This window comes from Lysobacter yangpyeongensis, assembly GCF_042655745.1.
Classification (GTDB): domain Bacteria; phylum Pseudomonadota; class Gammaproteobacteria; order Xanthomonadales; family Xanthomonadaceae; genus Agrilutibacter; species Agrilutibacter yangpyeongensis.
Genome location: NZ_JBHSNM010000001.1, coordinates 1,348,664 through 1,367,137 on the forward strand (window position 1 = coordinate 1,348,664; position 18,474 = coordinate 1,367,137).

The following is an 18,474-nucleotide window of genomic DNA, read 5'->3' on the forward strand; positions in this document are numbered from 1 at the left end:
TCTCCGTAGGGTGGGTCCTGGCCCACCGTCATTTGTGTAGGGCGGGCCCGGGCCCGCCGCGACTGGGAGGATCCGCAAGGCGGGCTTGAACCCGCCCTACGGTGGATGCGATTTCAGGTCAAAGCACCGACGAAGCCGTGATCGAATGCGCCGCCAGCGACTTGCCCTCGTCGTGACGCACCAGCGGCTTGCCGGCGAGCTTCCGCAGCGCGACGTAGAACACAGGGGTGAGGAACAGGCCGAACAGGGTCACGCCGAGCATTCCCGAGAACACCGTGATGCCGGTGACCGAGCGCACTTCCGCACCTGCCCCGTGCGACAGCACCAGCGGCACGGTGCCGGCGATGAACGCGATCGAGGTCATCACGATCGGACGCAGGCGTAGGCGGCAGGCTTCCAGCGCGGATTCCACGATGCCCTTGCCCTGCATCTCCAGCTCGCGGGCGAACTCGACGATCAGGATCGCGTTCTTGCACGCCAGGCCCATCAGCACCACCAGACCCACCTGCACGAACACGTTGTTGTCGCCCGTCAGCCACACGCCCAGCAGCGCGGACAGCATCACGATCGGCACGATCAGGATCACCGCCAGCGGCAGCGTCCAGCTCTCGTACAGCGCGGCCAGCACCAGGAACACCAGCAGCACCGCGAGCGGGAATACCACCAGCGCGGCCTTGCCCTGCGTCGCCTGCTGGTAGCTCAGGTCGGTCCATTCGATGCCCATGCCATTGGGCAGCACCTTCTGCGCCAGTCCTTCGAGGGTTTCCATCGCCTGCGCCGACGACAGCACGCGCGGATCGGCTTCACCGAGGATGTCGGCGGCCGGATAGCCGTTGTAGCGGATCACCGGATCGGGACCGTAGGTCCGGCTCACCTTCACCATGCTGCCGATCGGCACCATCTCGCCGTTGACGTTGCGGGTGCGCAGGTTGGCGATGTCCTCGACGCTGTCGCGGTACTGGCCGTCGGCCTGTGCGATCACCTGCCAGGTGCGGCCGAACATGTTGAAGTCGTTGACGTAGGCCGAACCCAGGTAGGTCTGCAGCGTGCTGAACAGCTCGGTCAGCGGCACGCCCTGCGCCTTCGCCTTCACGCGATCCACTTCCGCGTCCAGCTGCGGCACGTTGGCCTGGTAGCTGCTGTTGGGGAACCCCAGGCCCGGCGTCTGTGAACCCGCACCCTGGAAGCCCTGCACCGCGCTCTGCAACGCGCCGTAGCCCAGGTTGCCGCGATCCTCGATGAAGAATGAGTAGCCCGAACCATTGCCGAGACCCTGGATCGGCGGCGGCATCAGCGCGAAGGCGAAGCCTTCCTGGATGCCCTGGATCTTCATGTTGAGTTCGTCGCTGATCTCCTTCGCGGTGCGATGGCGCTGGCCGAACGGCTTGAGGTTGATGAAGGTCACGCCGTAGTTGGGCGTGTTGATGAACTGCAGCGGGTTGAAGCCCGGGAAGGCGACATCGTTCTGCGTGCCTTCGATCGACATCGCGATCTGGCCGATCTTCTTCAGCGCCGCGTCGGTGCGCTCGATCGAGGAGCCTTCGGGCATCTTGATGCCGGCGATGATGTACGACTTGTCCTGCACCGGAATGAAGCCCTTCGGCACGATCTGGAACATCAGGCCCGTCGCCAGCAGCAGCCCCGCATAGACCGCGAACACCGCACCGCGGCGACCCAGCGCCTTCGACACGCCGCGCTGGTAACGCTCGGCGTTGACGGCGAAGAAGCGGTTGAACGGACGGAACACCCAGCCGAACAGACGGTCGATCAGGCGCGTCGGCGCGTCCTTGGCCGCGCCATGCGGCTTGAGCAGGCGCGCGGCCAGCGCCGGCGACAGGGTCAGCGAGTTGACCGCCGAGATCACCGTCGAAATGGCAATCGTCACCGCGAACTGCTTGTAGAACTGGCCGGTCACGCCCGACAGGAAGGCCATCGGCACGAACACCGCGCACAGCACCAGCGCGATCGCGATGATCGGGCCGGACACTTCGCGCATCGCCAGGTGAGCGGCCTGCAGCGGCGTGGCGCCTTCCTCGATATGGCGTTCGACGTTTTCCACCACCACGATCGCGTCGTCCACCACGATGCCGATGGCGAGCACGAGGCCGAACAGGGTCAGCGTATTGATCGAGAAACCGAGCAGGTACAGCGCGGCGAAGGTACCGACCACCGACACCGGCACCGCGATCAGCGGGATAACCGAGGCGCGCCAGGTCTGCAGGAACAGGATGACGACCAGCACCACCAGCAGCGTCGCTTCCAGCAGCGTGGTCACCACGGCCTTGATCGAGTCGCGCACGAAGATCGTGGTGTCGTAGATCGACTTGTATTCCATGCCCGGCGGGAAGCTCTTGGACAGCTCGTCCATGCGGCGGATGACTTCGTCGCGGATCTGCAGCGCATTGGCGCCCGGGGCCTGGAAGATGCCGATCGCGGCGGCGTTCTCGCCGTCGAGGCGGGCGCGCATGCTGTAGTCGCCGGCGGCGAGTTCGATGCGGGCCACGTCGGACAGGCGCACGACTTCGCCGTCGGCACCGGACTTGATCACGACGTTGCCGAATTCCTGCGTGGACTCCAGGCGCCCCTTCGCGTTGATCAGGGTGAGGAAGTCGCTGCCGTTGGGCATCGGCTCGGCACCGAGCTGGCCGGCGGACACCTGGATGTTCTGCTCGCGGATCGCGTTGACGACATCACCGGCGGTCAGGCCACGCGAGGCGATCCTGTCGGGATCCAGCCACACGCGCATCGCGTAGTCGCCGCCGCCGAAAGCCTGCGCATCGCCGACGCCGGGAATGCTCGCCAGCTGATCCTTCACGTGCAGGCGCAGGTAGTTGCGCAGGTACAGCGTGTCGTACTTGCCGTTGGGCGAAGTCAGGTGCACCACCATCAGGAACACCGGCGACTGCTTCTGCGTCGTCACGCCCTGCCGGCGCACGTCCTCGGGCAGTCGCGCGAGCGCCTGGCTCACGCGGTTCTGCACGCGCACGGTCGCCTCGTCGGCGTCGACCTCGGGATTGAAGGTCACCGTGGTCTGCAGCGAGCCGTCCGAGCTCGCCACCGACTTCATGTACATCATGCCTTCGACGCCGCGGATGGATTCCTCCAGCGGCGTGGCGACGGTTTCGGCGATGACCTTGGGATTCGCGCCCGGATACACCGTGCGCACCATCACCGAAGGCGGCACTACTTCCGGGTATTCGCCGATCGGCAGCAGCGGGATCGAGATCAGGCCGGCGGCGAAGATCACGATCGACAGCACCGCGGCGAAGATCGGCCGGTCGATGAAGAATTTGGAGAAATCCATGGGGAAATTCCTGGTGACGGCGGGCCTTGGCACCGGCGGACCGGGGCCCGCCCTGCGCGTGCGGAAGGAAAAGACCGGCCGACCCTCCCCGCGGGAGGGGGAGGGAGAGCGAGGAGGATCGGCGGCCTGCAAACGTCCGGAACGATCGAAACCTGCGACGATCGATCCGGTTGAAGCGCGGTACGCGTTACCTGGAACCGGCGGCGGTCGCGACCAGCTTCGGCGGCGGCGCACCCATGGCGATCTGCTTGGGCGACACCGGCATGCCCGGGAAGAAGACCTTCTGCACGCCGTGGACGATCACCTTGTCCTCCGGCGTCAGGCCCGACTCGACCACGCGCAGGCCATCGATGCTGCGACCGAGCACGACGTCCTTGCGCACTGCCGCGTTCTTCGGCCCGAGCACGTAGACGTACTTGCGATCCTGGTCGGTGAGCACGGCCTTGTCGTCGATCAGCAGCGCCTTGAACTCGCCGCTGCCCTGCAACTGCACGCGCGCGAACAGGCCCGGCGTGAACAGGCGGTCCGGGTTCTTCAGCACCGCGCGAGCGCGGATGGTGCCGGTACGTGGATCGACCTGGTTGTCGACGAAATCGACCGTGCCTTCGTGCGGGTAGCCCGTCTCGGTGGCCAGACCGACGCGAACCGGATTCTTCGTCGCGGCCCGCTCGCCCTTGCGCGCGAGTTCGGTGTAGCGCAGGAAGCTCTGTTCGTCGCTTTCGAAGTAGACGTACACCGGATCCTGCGACACGACCGTGGTCAGCAGCGTGCTGTCGGCCTGGGCGAGGTTGCCCTCGGTCACCAGCGCCCTGCCCGCACGACCGTCGATCGGCGAGCGCACCTGGGTGAACTGCAGATCGAGCTGCGCGGCAGTGACGGCAGCTTCGGCCGCACGCACGGCCGCATTCGTGCCGGAGGTGTTGGCCTTGCGCTGTTCGAACTCCTCGCGCGAGATCGCCTTGGCTTCGATCAGCGTCTGCGCGCGCGCGTCCTGCGCCTGGGCGAGACGGGCTTCGGCGCGTGCGCGTTCGAGCTCGGCGCGGGCGCGATCGAGGGCGGCAAGGTACGGCCGCTGGTCGATCACGAACAGCAGGTCGCCCTTGTGGACTTCCTGGCCTTCCTTGTAGACGACGTTCTGCACGTAGCCGCTCACGCGCGGGCGCAGCTCGACGGTTTCCACCGCCGCGACGCGGCCGGTGAATTCGTCCCACTGGTGCACGTTCTTCGCCAGCACGTTGGCGACGCTGACTTCGGGCGGCGGCGGCATGCCGGCGTTCGGCGCCGCTTCGCTGCTGCAGCCCGACAGCGCGAGCAGCAGGGTGATGCCGGCCGCGACGGCCAGCCACGACAAACCGGCGTGGGGCCGGAACAGTCCTGAGCGGGAGAGGTTCCTGCGGCTCATTTCGTACGCTCCTGATTCTTCTTCCTGGGGGAGGATCGGCGGGGGGAAAAGTGTTCGAGCAGCTTGTGCACGTCCTGCAGACATCGTGCTGGCAGCAGGGATGCGTCGCTATCCATTTCTTGCGGTGGATCGGCGGAGGCGGACGATGAAGCCTGCCCCGATGGGAAGGTCAACCCGCGGTCCTGCGTGAGCGACGAACGGGGCGGCGGCGCTTCGACATCGTCGCTGTCCGAGGCGGCATCGTCCTCCGCGGTGTCATGGCCGCTGCAGTGGCGGTAATCGACGATCGCGTCGTTGCAGCTCGCGTCGTTGCGGTGCCTGAGCAGCGCCAGCGCCTTGCGGCCGATGTGGTCGGCGCACGGCCATTGCTGGCACGCGTATTTCTCGTTGGCATCGGTGCGCAGCGGCGATTCGACTTCGAGCAGCTGCAGCCGTACGGCGTAGGCCTGCGCTTCGCCGTGCAGCACACGCGAAAGCATGCGGATCGCCGCCGCCGCGATCGAACGGTGACCGTAACCGGCCCACGGATTGCGACCACCGGGACCGCCGATGACGACATAACCGCAGTTGCGGCCCGACTCGGCCAGCCACGGCAGCAGATGACGCGCGGCGATCAGGTGCGGCAGCACGGTTTCGTCGAAGCTGCGGCGCAACAGTTCGGAGGACTGGTCGAGCAAGCGGCCGCGGGCGTCGCCCACGCCCAGCGCGGCGATGACGCCCAGGAACGGCTGGCCGAAGCGGCGCAGCTCGGTGATCAGCGCCGCCGCAGCCGCTTCGTCGGCGACCGAACCGACGACCGTCTGCAGGCGGGCTTCGGGATAGCGCCGGCGCAGCGCCTCGAGCGCCTGCGGGTCCGACGCCACGGCGACCACCGGCCAACCGGCCTCGACCGTCGCCTTGACCGCGCCCAGGCCGACGGGCCCGGTCGCATCCAGGATCAGGATCGAGGACTTCATCGTCCCGCCCTCGGGACATTTTGGCCCGCATTCGGGACGATCACCACCTTGCGGGCCCGCCGCTGCAGCCAGCCGGCCACCGGCAGCAGGACCAGGGCCAGGGGCAGCGCGACGACCACGGCCAGCACGCCTGCCATCATCCACGCCTCGGCCGGACCCGCCGAAATGGCTTGTTCCAACGCGATTACGGCCAACCCGAGGATGCCAGCGAAGGCCAGCAGCATGGTCAGCAGGTAAGCGAGACGGGCGCGGGGCGAGGACAACATGACTGCAACACCGGATGGAATGGCGCGCAGATTAGTCCCGCAGGTGGCACTTGATTAGCCGTCGATTAAGGGAATAATTGTCCCGGAATCGGTCCAATTGCAGTTCAAGGCGTTCCCCCTTCCCCACCCGCCTTCCATGGACGCACCCGCCGCGGTCCGATCCGCGGCAACCGCCCATTCAAGGCCTTATCAGGCCCTCTCCATGACCCGCGATCTCAACGACACCCTGATCTTCGTCAAGGTCGTCGAACACGGCAGCTTCATTTCCGCGGCGCGTTCGTTGCGCCTTCCCAAGACCACCGTCAGCCGCAAGGTGCAGGAACTCGAAACGCGCCTGGGCGCGCAACTGCTGCACCGGACGACGCGCAAGCTCGGTCTCACCGAAGCCGGCAACGTGTACTTCGAGCACTGCCAGCGCATCGCGCGCGAACTCGACGAAGCCGAAAGCGCCGTCGGCCAGTTGCAGAGCGGCCCGCGCGGCTGGCTGCGCTTCACCGCGCCCTACTCGCTGGGCATCGACAAGATCGCGCCGCTGCTGGGCGAATTCCGCTCGCGCCATCCCGAGGTGCGCGTGGAGATGCTGCTGAGCAACGAACCGCTCGACCTGATCGACAAGGAAATCGACGTCGCGCTGCGCGTGGGCCACCTGCCCGATTCGAACCTCGTCGCGCGCCGCCTCGCCGTGTTCCGCACCCAGGTCTTCGCCAGTCCGCAGTACATCGAGCGCCACGGCGAGCCGCTGCACCCCGACGATCTCGTGCATCACGCGACGCTGGCGATGCACAAGGCGCGGCGCAACGGCAACGGTTTCGTGTGGTCGCTCAGCGACGGCGAGCGCACCAACGACTACCGCATCGATCCGATCTTCGTCGCCAACGACTACGGCGCGATCAAGGGCGCCCTGCTCTGCGGCGAAGGCCTGATGCTCGCCGCCGACGTGATGATGAAGCCGCTCGCCGAGCACGGTTTCGTGCAGCGCGTGCTGGCGGGCTGGACCGGACCGGAGTACGAATTCAACGCGGTGTTCCCGCGCGGCATGACGCAATCGCCGAAGGTGCGCGCGTTCGTGGACTTCCTGGTCGAACGCCTGAACTTCGACGCGAACTACATGGAAGAGCTCTGCCCGATCTTCAAGCGCCAGCAGGAACAGGCGCTGGCGACGGCCGGGGGCAAGGCGAAGAAGAAGCTCAGCCCCGCGCCGGCGGCCGCGGAGGAGCCGTCCGAAGAGGAAGCGCTGGTCTGACGCGCAAAAGGCCAACGGCGCGGTCCGGGAGGATCGCGCCGTTGGCGTGTCGAGCCGAATGCAGCGCGCCGGCTACGCGGACGACGCACCGCTCATGGGCGCAATACCGATTCCGCGATTTTCTTGGCCAGGGCGTAGGGTTCCGGATCGTTGCGATTGGTGAGCACCACGACGGTCAGGTGCCGGCGCGGGTAACGCACGATGACGTTGCGGAATCCGATCGTCTCGCCCGAATGCCACAGGGTCTCGCCGGTGATGCGCCAGCCGTAGCCGTAGCGCACCTGCGGGTCGTCGGTGGCGGTGTGCGGCGCGAAGGCTGCCTGCAGCGACGACGCCTTGAGCAGGCGCTCGTCGTAGAGCGCGGCATCCCACTTCGCCAGGTCGTCGAGCGACGAATAGTTGCCGCCATCGCCCAGCACGGCGCTGGTGGTGCTCTGGTCGGTGCGCCGCCAGGCACCGTTTTCGAAGCTGTAGCCGTAGGCGCGATGCGCGACCTCCGAGATGCCCGATTCATACGCGACGGTGGCGTCCATGCCCAGCGGCCGGAAGATCCGCTCGCGCAGGAAATCGGCGTAACGCAGGCCCGAGGCGCGCTCGACGATCAGCGCCAGCAGGGCATAACCGCTGTTGCTGTAGCGATAACCGCTGCCCGGAGGGAAATAGGTGCGGTCCTGCGCTGCGAGCAGGCTCAGCACATCGGCATCGTGGACCTGGCGGGTGTCGGCGGGATCCATCAGGTCTTCGTAATCGACCAGGCCCGAGGTGTGCGTTAGCAGGTGCTCGATGGTGATGTCGGCCGCCGCGGGCGGCAGGTCCGGCAGCCAGCGGCGCACCTTGTCGTCCAGGCGCAGGCGGCCGTCCTGCGCCAGCAGGAGGATCGCGGCGGCGGTGAACTGCTTGCTCACCGACGCCAGGCGGTAGTTCGTCTGCGGCGTCGCCGGCGTGCCGGCTTCGAGATCGGCCAGGCCGTACCCGCGGCGCACGAGCGGCGCGCCGTCGCGGAGCACCAGCACCGCGGCACCCGGGACATCGCCGGTGTAATCGCGCATCAGCGTGTCGATTTCGCGATCCAAGCTCCTTCCTCCGGTGGCGCAGGCGGCCAGCAGCGCGATGGCGACGACGACCGCGATCGCATGCCACGCGCGACGGCGGTTCATGGGCACTCGCGCACGCGCGCGAACGCGAGATCCTCGTAGTCGTAGCTGAAGTCGGCCTGCGGATCGACCTTGCCCAGGCGCAGGGCCGGCACGTCGCTTCGATCCGCAAACTGCAGCCACGCCTCCGCATCGACGCTGGGATCATCCCAGTCGACCAGCCAACGGTCGCCGACGCGCTGCACGATGCCGTCGAGCAGCGACGACTTCGTGGCGCGCAGACGCACCGCGTCGCCATCGCGACACAATGAGACTTCGCCGAACCACGGATCGCGGTAGATGCCCAAACGGGCCCGCAATTCGCTCGCCGTGGCCTGACGACGGTCCGAAGTGTCCGGAGCCTTTTCGGCGACCGGACGCGCGCCCTCTTCCGCCGCGATCAGCCCGGCGTAATGCGCGACCGTCAGCGACGGATCGCGCCGTGTGTAGTGCTTCACCAGCACTTCCGTCAGCACCGTGCGCGCCTCGTCGCCCTCGCCGTTGATGAGGATCACGAAACCCACGCCGCGCTCGGGCAGCATCGTCACCGCCGAATACATCCCCATCAGCGTGCCGGTGTGCGACACCTTGAAGTCGCCGTCGACATCGGCCAGCCGCCAGCCATAGCCGTAGGCCGAGAAATGGCTGCCGTCCCACTCGCGCATGCGCTGCGACACCGGCATCGTCATCTGCGGCGTCCACACGGTCTGGCGTTGCGCCGGCGACAGCCACGCCTTCGCGCTGCCCTGCGGCGCCAGCCACGCGCGCACCCAGGTCAGCATGTCGTCGAGGCTGCAGCGGATGCCGCCGGCCGCCTCCATCGTGGTCGCATGGATGACGTCGCCATCGCTGCGCACCGGCACGTTGCGCCCGTCCCGGTGCATGTGCGGTTGTGCGACGTTGCCGACTTCATCGACGTGCCACTCGCCGACCCGGCAACGTTCCATGCCGAGCGGCGCGAAGACCTCGCGCCGGACCAGCGTCTCGTACGGCGCGCCGCCGGCGGCCGCGGCGACCTCGCCGGCGACGATGTACAGCAGGTTGTCGTAGTCGTAGCGCGAACGGAAGCTGTGTTGCGGCTGCAGGTACCCAAGCCCGTGGATGATGTCGGCACGCGTGAACGTGTTCGGTTCCGGCCACAGCATCAGGTCGCCCGCACCGGCGCGCAGGCCGCTGTTGTGGATCAGCAGGTCGCGTACCTGCATGTTCGCCGTGACCCACGGATCGTGCATGCGGAACTGCGGCAGATACTTCGTCACCGGATCGTCCCACCGCAGCTTGCCGGCATCGACCAGTCGCGCCAGCGTGGCGGTGGTCATCGCCTTGGTGTTCGAGGCGATCTTGAACAGCGTCTGCGCATCGACCTTGCGTCCTTCGCCGGCGACGAGTTCGCCCGCGGTACGCGTGTAGACGACTTCGCCGTTCTCGACGACGCCAACGGCGAGGCCCGGCAACGCATAGCGCGCCATGACGTCGTCGAAGGCGGCGTCGAACGCGGCGTCGGCCGCCATCGCGGCGGGCGAAAGCAGCCATCCCAGCAGCAGCAACCAGAGCATCTTCATGCCGCGTGCCATGCCTGCGGCAACTGTTCGCCGGCGAGCATCTGCTCGAAGCTCTGGCGGCGACGCACCACCGCGTAGCGGCCGCCATCCAGCAGCACCTCGGCGGGCAAGGGCCGCGAGTTGTAGTTCGAACCCATGGACGCACCATAGGCACCGGCGCCGGCAATCAGCAACAGGTCGCCCGCCTCGCAGCGCGGCAGTTGCCGGTCCCGGGCGAAGGTGTCACCGGTCTCGCACACCGGGCCGACCACGTCGTAGCGTTGCAGCGGGCGCGGTTCGGCGTGCAGCGGATGCATGTCGTGCCAGGCGTCGTACAGCGCGGGACGCATCAGGTCGTTCATCGCCGCATCGAGCACGAGGAAGTCGCGCTCCTGGCCATGCTTGACCCGGATCACGCGCGTGACCAGCACGCCGGCTTCGGCGACGAGATGGCGACCCGGCTCCAGCACGATGCGGCCGCGATAACCCTCGAGTCCGCGGCGGATCGCCGCGACATAGTCCGCCACGGCCAGCGGCCTGTCCGTACCGGCGCGATAGCACACGCCCAGGCCACCGCCAACGTCGATGCTCTCGATGATGTGCCCGTCGTCCCGGAGTTCACGCCAGAAGGTGGCCAGCCGGCCAAGCGCTTCCTCGAACGGCGCGAGTTCCAGGATCTGCGAGCCGATGTGTGCATGCAGGCCATCGAGCCGGACATTGGGATAGCGCGCCGCATCGTCGAACCAGATCCGCGCCTCGTCGAAACCGACGCCGAACTTGTTCTCCGCCTTGCCGGTGGAGATCTTCGCGTGGGTGCGCGCATCGACGTCCGGATTGACGCGCACCGCTGCGCGCGCGATCACGCCCTGACGTCTTGCCACCGCCTGCAGCAACGCCAGTTCGTCGGCGGATTCCAGATTGAACCGCCACACGCCGGCGACCAGCGCCGCCGCGATCTCCTCCTCGGTCTTGCCGACGCCGGAGAACACGATGCGCGAAGCCGCGATGCCGGCGCGTTGCGCACGCCGCAGTTCGCCCAGCGACACGATGTCCGCGCCGACGCCGAGCCCCGCCATCAGGTTCAGCACGCCGATGTTGGAATTCGCCTTTACCGCGAAGCACAGGCGTGCGTCCAGGCCCTTCAGCGCCTGCTGCAGCTGCGTGACGCGATTGCGGATCGCGCTCGCGGAGTAGGCGTAGAAGGGCGTGGGCAGGTGGGCTGCGAGTGTCGGTAGGTCAACGCCATCGAGCGTGCCGGCTGCGGGCAGGAAGGACTGATAGATCGTCAACGGAAAGACCTCTTGCGAAGCGCATGATGCTCCGCGCCGCTGCATGCCGGACGGCCCGCAATGCGAGCCGTCCGGTCGAGCGTCAGAACACGAGCGACAGGATGAACTGGGCGCTGCGTGGCGACTGGTACGCCGTGCCCTGGCCGAAGAACGGATTCATCAGACCCACGCCCTCTTCTTCCTGCCGAGTTTCGTTGCGCTCGATAACGCGCTGATCGTTGAGCAGGTTGTAGACCGCGAACTTGGCGTTGAGCTTCACCCGGCCGAACGTCGCGTTGTAGGCGAGGCTCGCACCGAGGTTGTACGTCCACGGCAGCGTGTCGTAGGTACCGCGCTGCGCGAGCCGCCACTGGCCGTCTGGCGTGTAGCACAGGCTCGGTTCGCTTTCGCAGATGTAGTGGGTCAGGAACTCGTTGTCGTCGAACGGGTTGCCCGCGCCGTATTCGCTCATCGGCCGCCCGGACTTGGCATCCAGGCTTGCACCGACGATCCAGTGGTCGGTGATCGCGTAGTTGCCGCGCAGCTTGATCTGGTGGCGATGGTCGTTGGGCAGGTAGCCATAGCCTCCGATTTCCACGAACGGGTTGTCGAAGGCCTCGGTGCGGCCGGAATCGGAGAAGTCGGTGTCCGAGTTCACCGGCCCCTCGTAGTTGCCCTTGCTCTGCGACCACACGTAGGTGGCATTGAACGACCACTTGTCGTCCCAGGCACGATCAAGCTGGAGTTCGACGGCCTTGTATGTGCGCTCGGGCTTGACCCAACCGATCATGGTCCCGTCACGCAGTTCCCAACCGGTCTTGGACGTATCGATGGTGACAAAGCCGTCGCTTTCGCCATCGCAGTCGGTGTCGGTGAAATAGGTCAGGTCCTGGCCGGGGTTGCCCATCACGAATCCGCTGTCGCCGCATGCGTTGACCACTTCCATGTCGTCGATGGCGTTGTGCATCTTGCGGTAGGTCCCGCTTACGCCCCACGACCACTTCTCGCCCAGAACCTGCTGGAATCCGAGGATGTACTCGTCCTGGTAGACCGGGTCCATGTCCTTGTCGACTTCGCCGCGCAAGTCGGCGACGCTGCCGTCGCCCTGGGAATCGTCGACCGTGCCGATTTCGGGCCCGAGACCCGGAATCGGATTGTCGCCCGGCGCGAAGGTGCCGTCCCAGAAGTAGAACCGGCGCGCATCCAGGAACGGCCCAGCCTGTTTGATGTTGATCACGTTGGCAACCGGCAGGTAATAGCGTCCGGCATTGCCGAACAGCTTGGAGCGGCCGTCGCCGTTCATGTCCCAGGAGAAGCCGAAGCGCGGCGCAACCATGTTGTCCAGCTTGATGTAGCTGTGCCCGGCCGCGTCCTTGTTGTCGAAACTTTCCACGCGCACGCCCAGGTTCAGCAGCAGGTTGGACGTGACGTTCCAGTTGTCCTCGATGTAGTAGGCCGCGTTCTCGGTTTCGAACGTGCCCTGGTTGGCGACCTGACGCGTTCGCACGTACACGGTCCCCGCGGGCACGTCGACGCCGTTGACGCGCGCGCCGGCGTTGTTGACTTCGTAACGCAGCCCGTCGCCCGGATAGTGGCTGTTGTAGTCGGACGTGTTGGTCTCGTGGTCCGCACCGAAGCGCAGCAGGTGGTCGCCGATGTTCCACTCGAAGTCCAGGCGCGTCGCCTCGCGCGTGTCGTTGCGGTCGATCACGGAGGTATTGCTGGTGCAGCCGAGGAACGAGTCGCTCATGCGCCGGTCCTGGACCAGGCTGCAGCGATCGTCGTTGGCCCCCAGCGCCGACGCCGAGCGTTCGTTCTCGCCGTACATCGCCTTCATCGAGAAGTTGTCGGTGAAGTAGCCGGTGTAGGTCGCCGCCCAGTTGTCGCCGCCGTTCTCGCTGGTGACAGTGTTGCGCAGTTGCCCCCGCCTGCCGGTGGTTGTGTCGAATTCGTAGTTGTCGCTGACCGTCTTGCTCTTGTCCGAGAAACCGAACAGTTCCAGCAGATTGGCGTCGTTGATCTGCCAGTCGAGCTTCGCGCCCCAGAAATCGTTGTCGCCCCGGTTGTCGAAGAAGTTCTCGCCGCCGTCGTCGGTGTTCTGCGAGTCGAGGTCGCGCTTCTCGTAGATGCCGAAGAAGAACAGGCGATCCTGGATCAGCGCGCCCGAGCCCCAGGCCGCGTAGTCATTCTGGCGGGACTCGTCCCAGCGCCGGAACAGGTTCGGGTGGTTTTCGCCTTCCGCCTGCCATAAGCCGTCGACTACGAGGTCGACACCGCCCTGGAACTCGTTGGTACCACGACGCGTCACGGCATTGATCACGCCACCGGTGCTGCGTCCATATTCGACCGAGTAGCCGCCAGTCTTGATCTGGAATTCGTCGAGGAACGAGAACGGCAGCGACGAGAAGCCGACGCGGTTGTAGAAGTCGGTGACGTTCAGGCCGTTGATGTAGACGGTGTTCTCGGCCACCGAGGAGCCGCCGAAGGAAATGCCGCCGAACTCGCCACGATTGACTCCGGGAGCCAGTGTGGCCACGTCGGTAATGTCGCGCTGCACCGGCAAGCGCTCGATCTCTTCGCGACGAATGTTGGTGGCCGACTCGGTGGAAGTGACATCGACAGGAGTGATGACCCGCGAGCCGGTGACCTGCACCGCGGCAAGGTTGGTAGCACCATCGCCGCCGCCCATGTTGAGCACGGTCGCGTTGCCCAGGCTGATACTGGTCTGCAACGGCTGCGTCACCTGCTGGCCGTCACGCGTCGCTTCGACCTGATAGTTGCCCACCGGCAGGAACGGAAAGCGATAGTTGCCTTCGGCGTCAGCCGTGACCGTACGGGTGAAACCCGTGTCCGGACTGCGCACCGTCACTGTCGCGCCGGGCGTCGTGCGCCCCACCAGCGAGCCATCCGTATTCGCCGCGAACGCCGGCTGCCACAACAGGCCCGACGAAAGGCACAGCCCCATGGCGGCGCACAACGCCGACTTCCTCAACCGCTTCGACACCAACCGCTTGGCTTTCATGTCCCCTCCACCCCGTGATGTGTGAGCCGTCCGTCGCGAGCGTCAGTTGCTGGCCTTCGACTCCGGCAATACGTGAGCCTCGAACGTGTAATCCCACTGGTCGAAATAGAGATTTCCCCCTTTCCACTCCACTTCGCCGCGCTGGGAATCCACGGTTTCCGATCGGAAATGCTGTTTCGGCGGAACGAACTGCGTTCCGTAGTCGTCGTTGAAGGCAAGGCGATAGGCGTCGAGCCCGCCGAAGTAGAACCACTCGACGCCAGGATCCTTCCCGGTGATGTCGCCGGCGTCCGTGAGCCGGCCGGTGGTGACGTCCATCGGCATCCAGCCGTACGGGGCGAGGTAGAACCAGCCCCAGTCGTGCAGGTTGTCGTAGTCGCCATCCGAGAAAACCATTCCCGACTGCCAGCGCGCGGGAATGCCGTTGAGGCGCAGCAGCGTCATCAGCAACAAGGTCTGCTGACCGCAGTCCGCGTGCCCGGCATGCAGCGCGTAGTCGCTGATGTTGGTGATCGTGGAGTACTCGCGCGCGCCGGCCCAGGGAATGCGGTCGACGGCTTCGAACAGCTTGCGCGCGATGGTGTACGGATTGATTTCGTCGCCGACGACCTGTCTGGAAAACGCGCGAATGTCGTCGCTGAAGACGATGTGCGGCGGGCGTTCGCCCAGGTGCGCGGCGAGTTCCGGATGCTTCGCGACCAGCGCTTCGCCGCGCAGCGGCTCGACCTTTGCCGGATCCGGCAGGTAGGCCTGGCCGAAGACGGTGACTTCGTAGCTGATCGAGAATTTCGTCGGCGTGCCGGCCTTCGCGGGCTGCTCCAGATAGACCGTGCGCTGCAGCGTGGATTCGGGTGCGATGCGGTGCGCGGCCGGTTGCGAGGCCAGGACACGGAGGCCCTCCTGCTGGCCCGGCAACGCGCGTGGGAGAGGGATCCACGCGCGCAGCGTTTCACCGGCCGGCACCGCATCGGCATTGACGATCAGGGATTGGGTCACGCGCACGCGCCGCGGCGCGACGCTGTGCTTGCCGGTCGCATGCGCTTCGCGCAGCGCTTTTAAGTGGTAGGCATTGGGCCGCTCCATCGGACCGTAGGCGGGCGGCTTCACCGGCGGCGTGCGGCGGGCGGCGGCCTGCGGATTCAGCAGGAAGAGGTTGGAAACCGAGCGCGTGAAGTAGAACGGCTCGCCGTCGATGTCGTAGTGCTCGAGCTGGTTCGACGCCTTCCACTGCGCGAATTCGTCGTCGCGCAGATCGGGAATGCGTTCGCGCAGACGCTGCTTCACCTGCGCCTCGGTCATGGGGAAGTCGAGGCGGATGCGGCGCATGCGCTCGCGCTGGAATTCCAGATCGTGGCGCGTCTCCGGCGCCAGGCCCGGTTGCCGCAGAGCGGCATCTATGCGCGTTTCGGCCGCACGGAACTGGCCGGCGTCGATGCGCGCGGTGACTTCCCCGACGTGTTCGCTGGCGCCCGCGGCCCAGGAAAACAGGATCGCGCCGGACACCGCCGTCGCCAGATACCAGCGCCAGCCGGCGTGGGCAGCGCGCTGGACGGGTGTCGTCGATGCCGCGGGAAGCGAAAAACGATCCACGATGCGGGCGCACCGGATAGGGCAAGTAGCCGCTGTGTAACATGGCCGGATGGGCTGGTCAATAATTTATTCTTGACTATCCGAAATTAAGAAGTTTTTATTCTCGAGTCGGACGGCGCGTCCCGGGGAAGCTGCAACCTGATGATCGAAACGGTTTGGCCCTACGTCGCGGTCCTGCTGTTGGCGGCCGGCCTCTTCCCCACCCTGGAGCGCCGGTTCGGCTGGCGGCTGTTCTCGATCCTGCCGCCGATCGTCCTGACGTATCTGTTCGTCACCGCACTCGCGGTCGGCGGCGCGTGGCACGCCACGGACGAGATCGCCGCGACGCAGCGCACGCTGACCGCGCAGCTGCTGCCCGCGCTGCTGTTCCTGCTGATGATCGGTTGCGACCTGCGCGCGATCCTGAAACTCGGGCCGCGCATGCTCGCGGTGTTCGCCTGCGCGATGACGAGCATCCTGGCCGCGATCGCGATCGTCTATCTCTTCTTCCGCCACGCCCTGCCGCGCGAAGGCTGGATGATGCTGTCCGCACTGAGCGCGACCTGGACCGGCGGTTCGGCCAACCTGGTCGCGGTGAAGCAGTCGATCGGCCTGCCCGACAACCTGCTGCCCTCGGTGCTGCTCGCCGATGCGCTGTGCTACTCGGTGTGGGTGGTGGTGCTGTTTTCGGCCGGACGGTTCGCGCCGACGTTCGATCGCTGGACGCGCGCGGATACGCGGCCGCCGCTGCCGGACGTCGAACTGCAGGCCTCCGGCAACGCGGGCGCGGGCAACGTCCTGCTGTGGATCGGCATGGCGCTGGTCGTGGGCAACGTGTCGAGCGCGATCGCGGCGCGGCTTCCCGTCAACGGTCTGCTCACGACGACGGCGTGGACGGTGTTGATCGCGACCGTGGTGGGGCTGGTCATCGCGCGCACCAGCGCCGCCCGCTCGCCGGTCCCCGCGCCGCTGGCGAGTGCGATGCTGGCCTTGCTCGTTGCCGTGCTCGCCTCGCAGAGCAACTTCGCCGGACTCGCCACGGCACCGCTGTTCGTCGTGGTCGGCTTCTGCGTGCTGCTGCTGCATATCGCCCTGCTCGCCCTGCTCGCGCGCCTGTTCCGCTTCGACCTGTATTCGTGCGGCATCGCCTCGCTGGCGCAGATCGGGGGCGTCGCCACCGCGCCAGTGCTGGCGGCGACCTATTCGCGCGCCCTGGTGCCGGCGGCAGTGCTGCTGGCGACTCTCGGCCTCGTACTCGGCACCGGCGTGGGCCTGTCGATGGCCGGACTGCTGTCTTCGCTTTCGCCCGCGTTGCATACATCGGGAATCTGAACCATGCGTCTGCTCACCTGCTTCCTCGCCGGATTCCTGTTCGCCGCCGTCCCGTTGCACGCCCGCGAATGGCCGGTGCCGGCGGATACCGGCGTGATCGGCGTCGACACCGCGCAACTGGAGCCGCAGTACTGGATCGATCGTCTGCCGGATGCCGACCGCGTAGTGCTCGATACGGACGCGATTGCACGTCAGAACGAGCGCCTGCTCGCGCTCGACAAGAGCATCCATGACCTCGGTGCCCTGCCCGCCGCGCTGCCTCGTGCCACGGTGCAGCAGTGGGTGGAGTCGCTGTCGACGCCGCCCGACAAGCCGCTGTTCGACGAACACGGGCAATCGGTGCCGCACGCGACCATCGAGGCAATCGTCGACAACGCGAACGTCGCCGGCGTGCCCGCCACGCGCGAAACCCGCTTCGGCCTGGTCGTGCAGCGCGCGCCGCTGCGCGCCTTCCCGACGATGCAGCGCATCTTCAGCTCGGCCGACGATCACGATATCGACCGCTTCCAGGAAAGCGCGCTGTTCCCGGGCGATCCGGTCGCGATCGCGCACGAGAGTCGCGACGGCGCCTGGTGGTTCGTGGTCAGCCCGCGCTACGCGGCGTGGATCGAGAAGCGCTTCGTCGCCCTCGGCGCGAAGGATGCGGTGCTCGGCTATGGCCGCAAGACGCCCTACCGCATCGTCACCGACGGCGAAGTGCATACGGTGTTCACGCCGGAAGCGCCCGAAGTGTCCGAACTGCAGCTCGACATGGGCGTGCGCGTACCGGTGCTGGCCGACTGGCCGACGTCGGATCCGGTCAACGGCCAGCACGGCTACACCGCGCACGTGATCGAACTGCCGGTACGCAACGACGACGGCTCGCTGCGCTTCGCGCCCGCCCTGCTGCCGCGCCGCGAGCCCAGCAGCGCCGACTACCTGCCGCTGACCAAGGCGAACATCATCCGCCAGGCCTTCCGCTTCCTCGGCGAACGCTACGGCTGGGGCCACGGCTACGACGCCCGCGACTGCAGCGGCTTCGTCTCGGAGGTCTACCGCAGCCTGGGCGTGCAGCTGCCGCGCAACACGCGCGACCAGGCGGTGAGTCCGGCGCTCAACCGCATCGAACTGACCGCGAAGGACGACCGCGCCCGCCGCATGGCGCTCGTGCGAGATCTGCAGGTCGGCGACCTCGTCTACATCCCGGGCCACGTGATGATGGTGATCGGCCAGATCGACGGCGAGCCCTACGTCATCCACGACACGACCGGGCTCACCTGGTACGACCGCGACGGCACCGCGCATCGCGCCAAAACCAATGGCGTGACCGTCTCGCCGCTGACGCCGCTGATGGCGAGCCGCGAGCACAGCTACGTGGATCGCATCACCAACATCCAGCGCATCCGGAAGTGAGGGCGGGGGAATGAAGAGCGGGAACGGGGAACAGGGAACGGGGAAG

Annotated in this window: 12 protein-coding genes; 3 read left to right on the plus strand and 9 right to left on the minus strand. The window is 66.8% G+C overall.

Annotation, left to right across the window (positions count from 1 at the left end; translation table 11 throughout):
* Positions 1–118: 118 nt before the first annotated feature.
* The 4 genes from ACFPN1_RS05810 to ACFPN1_RS05825 form a co-directional block, all read right to left on the minus strand.
* Positions 119–3,304: an efflux RND transporter permease subunit gene (locus ACFPN1_RS05810; protein WP_386753724.1), complete on the minus strand. Its 3,186-nt coding sequence runs from the start codon at positions 3,302–3,304 to the stop codon at positions 119–121.
* Positions 3,305–3,491: 187 nt separating this feature from the next.
* On the minus strand, positions 3,492–4,706 hold the full coding sequence (locus ACFPN1_RS05815; protein ID WP_386753725.1) for an efflux RND transporter periplasmic adaptor subunit: 1,215 nt from the start codon (positions 4,704–4,706) through the stop codon (positions 3,492–3,494).
* The gene (locus ACFPN1_RS05820) at positions 4,703–5,662 is read right to left on the minus strand and encodes an SDR family oxidoreductase (protein WP_386753726.1); all 960 of its coding nucleotides are present in this window, start codon (positions 5,660–5,662) and stop codon (positions 4,703–4,705) included. Before ACFPN1_RS05820 ends, ACFPN1_RS05815 begins: the two co-directional genes overlap by 4 nt.
* Positions 5,659–5,928, minus strand: coding sequence for a DUF2798 domain-containing protein (locus ACFPN1_RS05825; protein ID WP_386753728.1), 270 nt, complete (start codon positions 5,926–5,928; stop codon positions 5,659–5,661). Before ACFPN1_RS05825 ends, ACFPN1_RS05820 begins: the two co-directional genes overlap by 4 nt.
* A 202-nt stretch (positions 5,929–6,130) precedes the next feature.
* On the opposite strand from ACFPN1_RS05825, the gene ACFPN1_RS05830 reads away from it, so the two are divergent.
* Complete coding sequence (locus ACFPN1_RS05830) at positions 6,131–7,171, plus strand: LysR family transcriptional regulator (RefSeq protein WP_386753729.1); 1,041 nt, start codon at positions 6,131–6,133, stop codon at positions 7,169–7,171.
* Positions 7,172–7,263: 92 nt separating this feature from the next.
* Here the strand turns inward: ACFPN1_RS05830 and ACFPN1_RS05835 are convergent, their stop codons facing one another.
* The 5 genes from ACFPN1_RS05835 to ACFPN1_RS05855 form a co-directional block, all read right to left on the minus strand.
* Positions 7,264–8,328 (minus strand): serine hydrolase domain-containing protein, encoded by a 1,065-nt coding sequence (locus ACFPN1_RS05835; protein WP_386753730.1) that lies wholly within the window; start codon positions 8,326–8,328, stop codon positions 7,264–7,266.
* A complete protein-coding gene (locus ACFPN1_RS05840; protein WP_386753731.1) occupies positions 8,325–9,866 on the minus strand; it encodes a serine hydrolase in 1,542 nt (513 codons plus the stop codon). Before ACFPN1_RS05840 ends, ACFPN1_RS05835 begins: the two co-directional genes overlap by 4 nt.
* Positions 9,863–11,134 (minus strand): diaminopimelate decarboxylase, encoded by a 1,272-nt coding sequence (gene lysA / locus ACFPN1_RS05845; RefSeq protein WP_386753733.1) that lies wholly within the window; start codon positions 11,132–11,134, stop codon positions 9,863–9,865. Before lysA ends, ACFPN1_RS05840 begins: the two co-directional genes overlap by 4 nt.
* 82 nt (positions 11,135–11,216) lie before the next feature.
* On the minus strand, positions 11,217–14,135 hold the full coding sequence (locus ACFPN1_RS05850; protein WP_386753735.1) for a TonB-dependent receptor: 2,919 nt from the start codon (positions 14,133–14,135) through the stop codon (positions 11,217–11,219).
* A 42-nt stretch (positions 14,136–14,177) separates the two neighbouring features.
* Positions 14,178–15,638, minus strand: a complete 1,461-nt coding sequence (locus tag ACFPN1_RS05855; RefSeq protein WP_386754056.1) for a transglutaminase-like domain-containing protein — start codon at positions 15,636–15,638, stop codon at positions 14,178–14,180.
* A gap of 228 nt (positions 15,639–15,866) precedes the next feature.
* Here ACFPN1_RS05855 and ACFPN1_RS05860 point away from each other — a divergent pair, with 228 nt between their 5' ends.
* Positions 15,867–17,036 (plus strand): DUF819 family protein, encoded by a 1,170-nt coding sequence (locus tag ACFPN1_RS05860; protein WP_386753737.1) that lies wholly within the window; start codon positions 15,867–15,869, stop codon positions 17,034–17,036.
* A gap of 3 nt (positions 17,037–17,039) precedes the next feature.
* Positions 17,040–18,428: a C40 family peptidase gene (locus ACFPN1_RS05865; RefSeq protein ID WP_386753739.1), complete on the plus strand. Its 1,389-nt coding sequence runs from the start codon at positions 17,040–17,042 to the stop codon at positions 18,426–18,428.
* Positions 18,429–18,474: the final 46 nt, after the last annotated feature.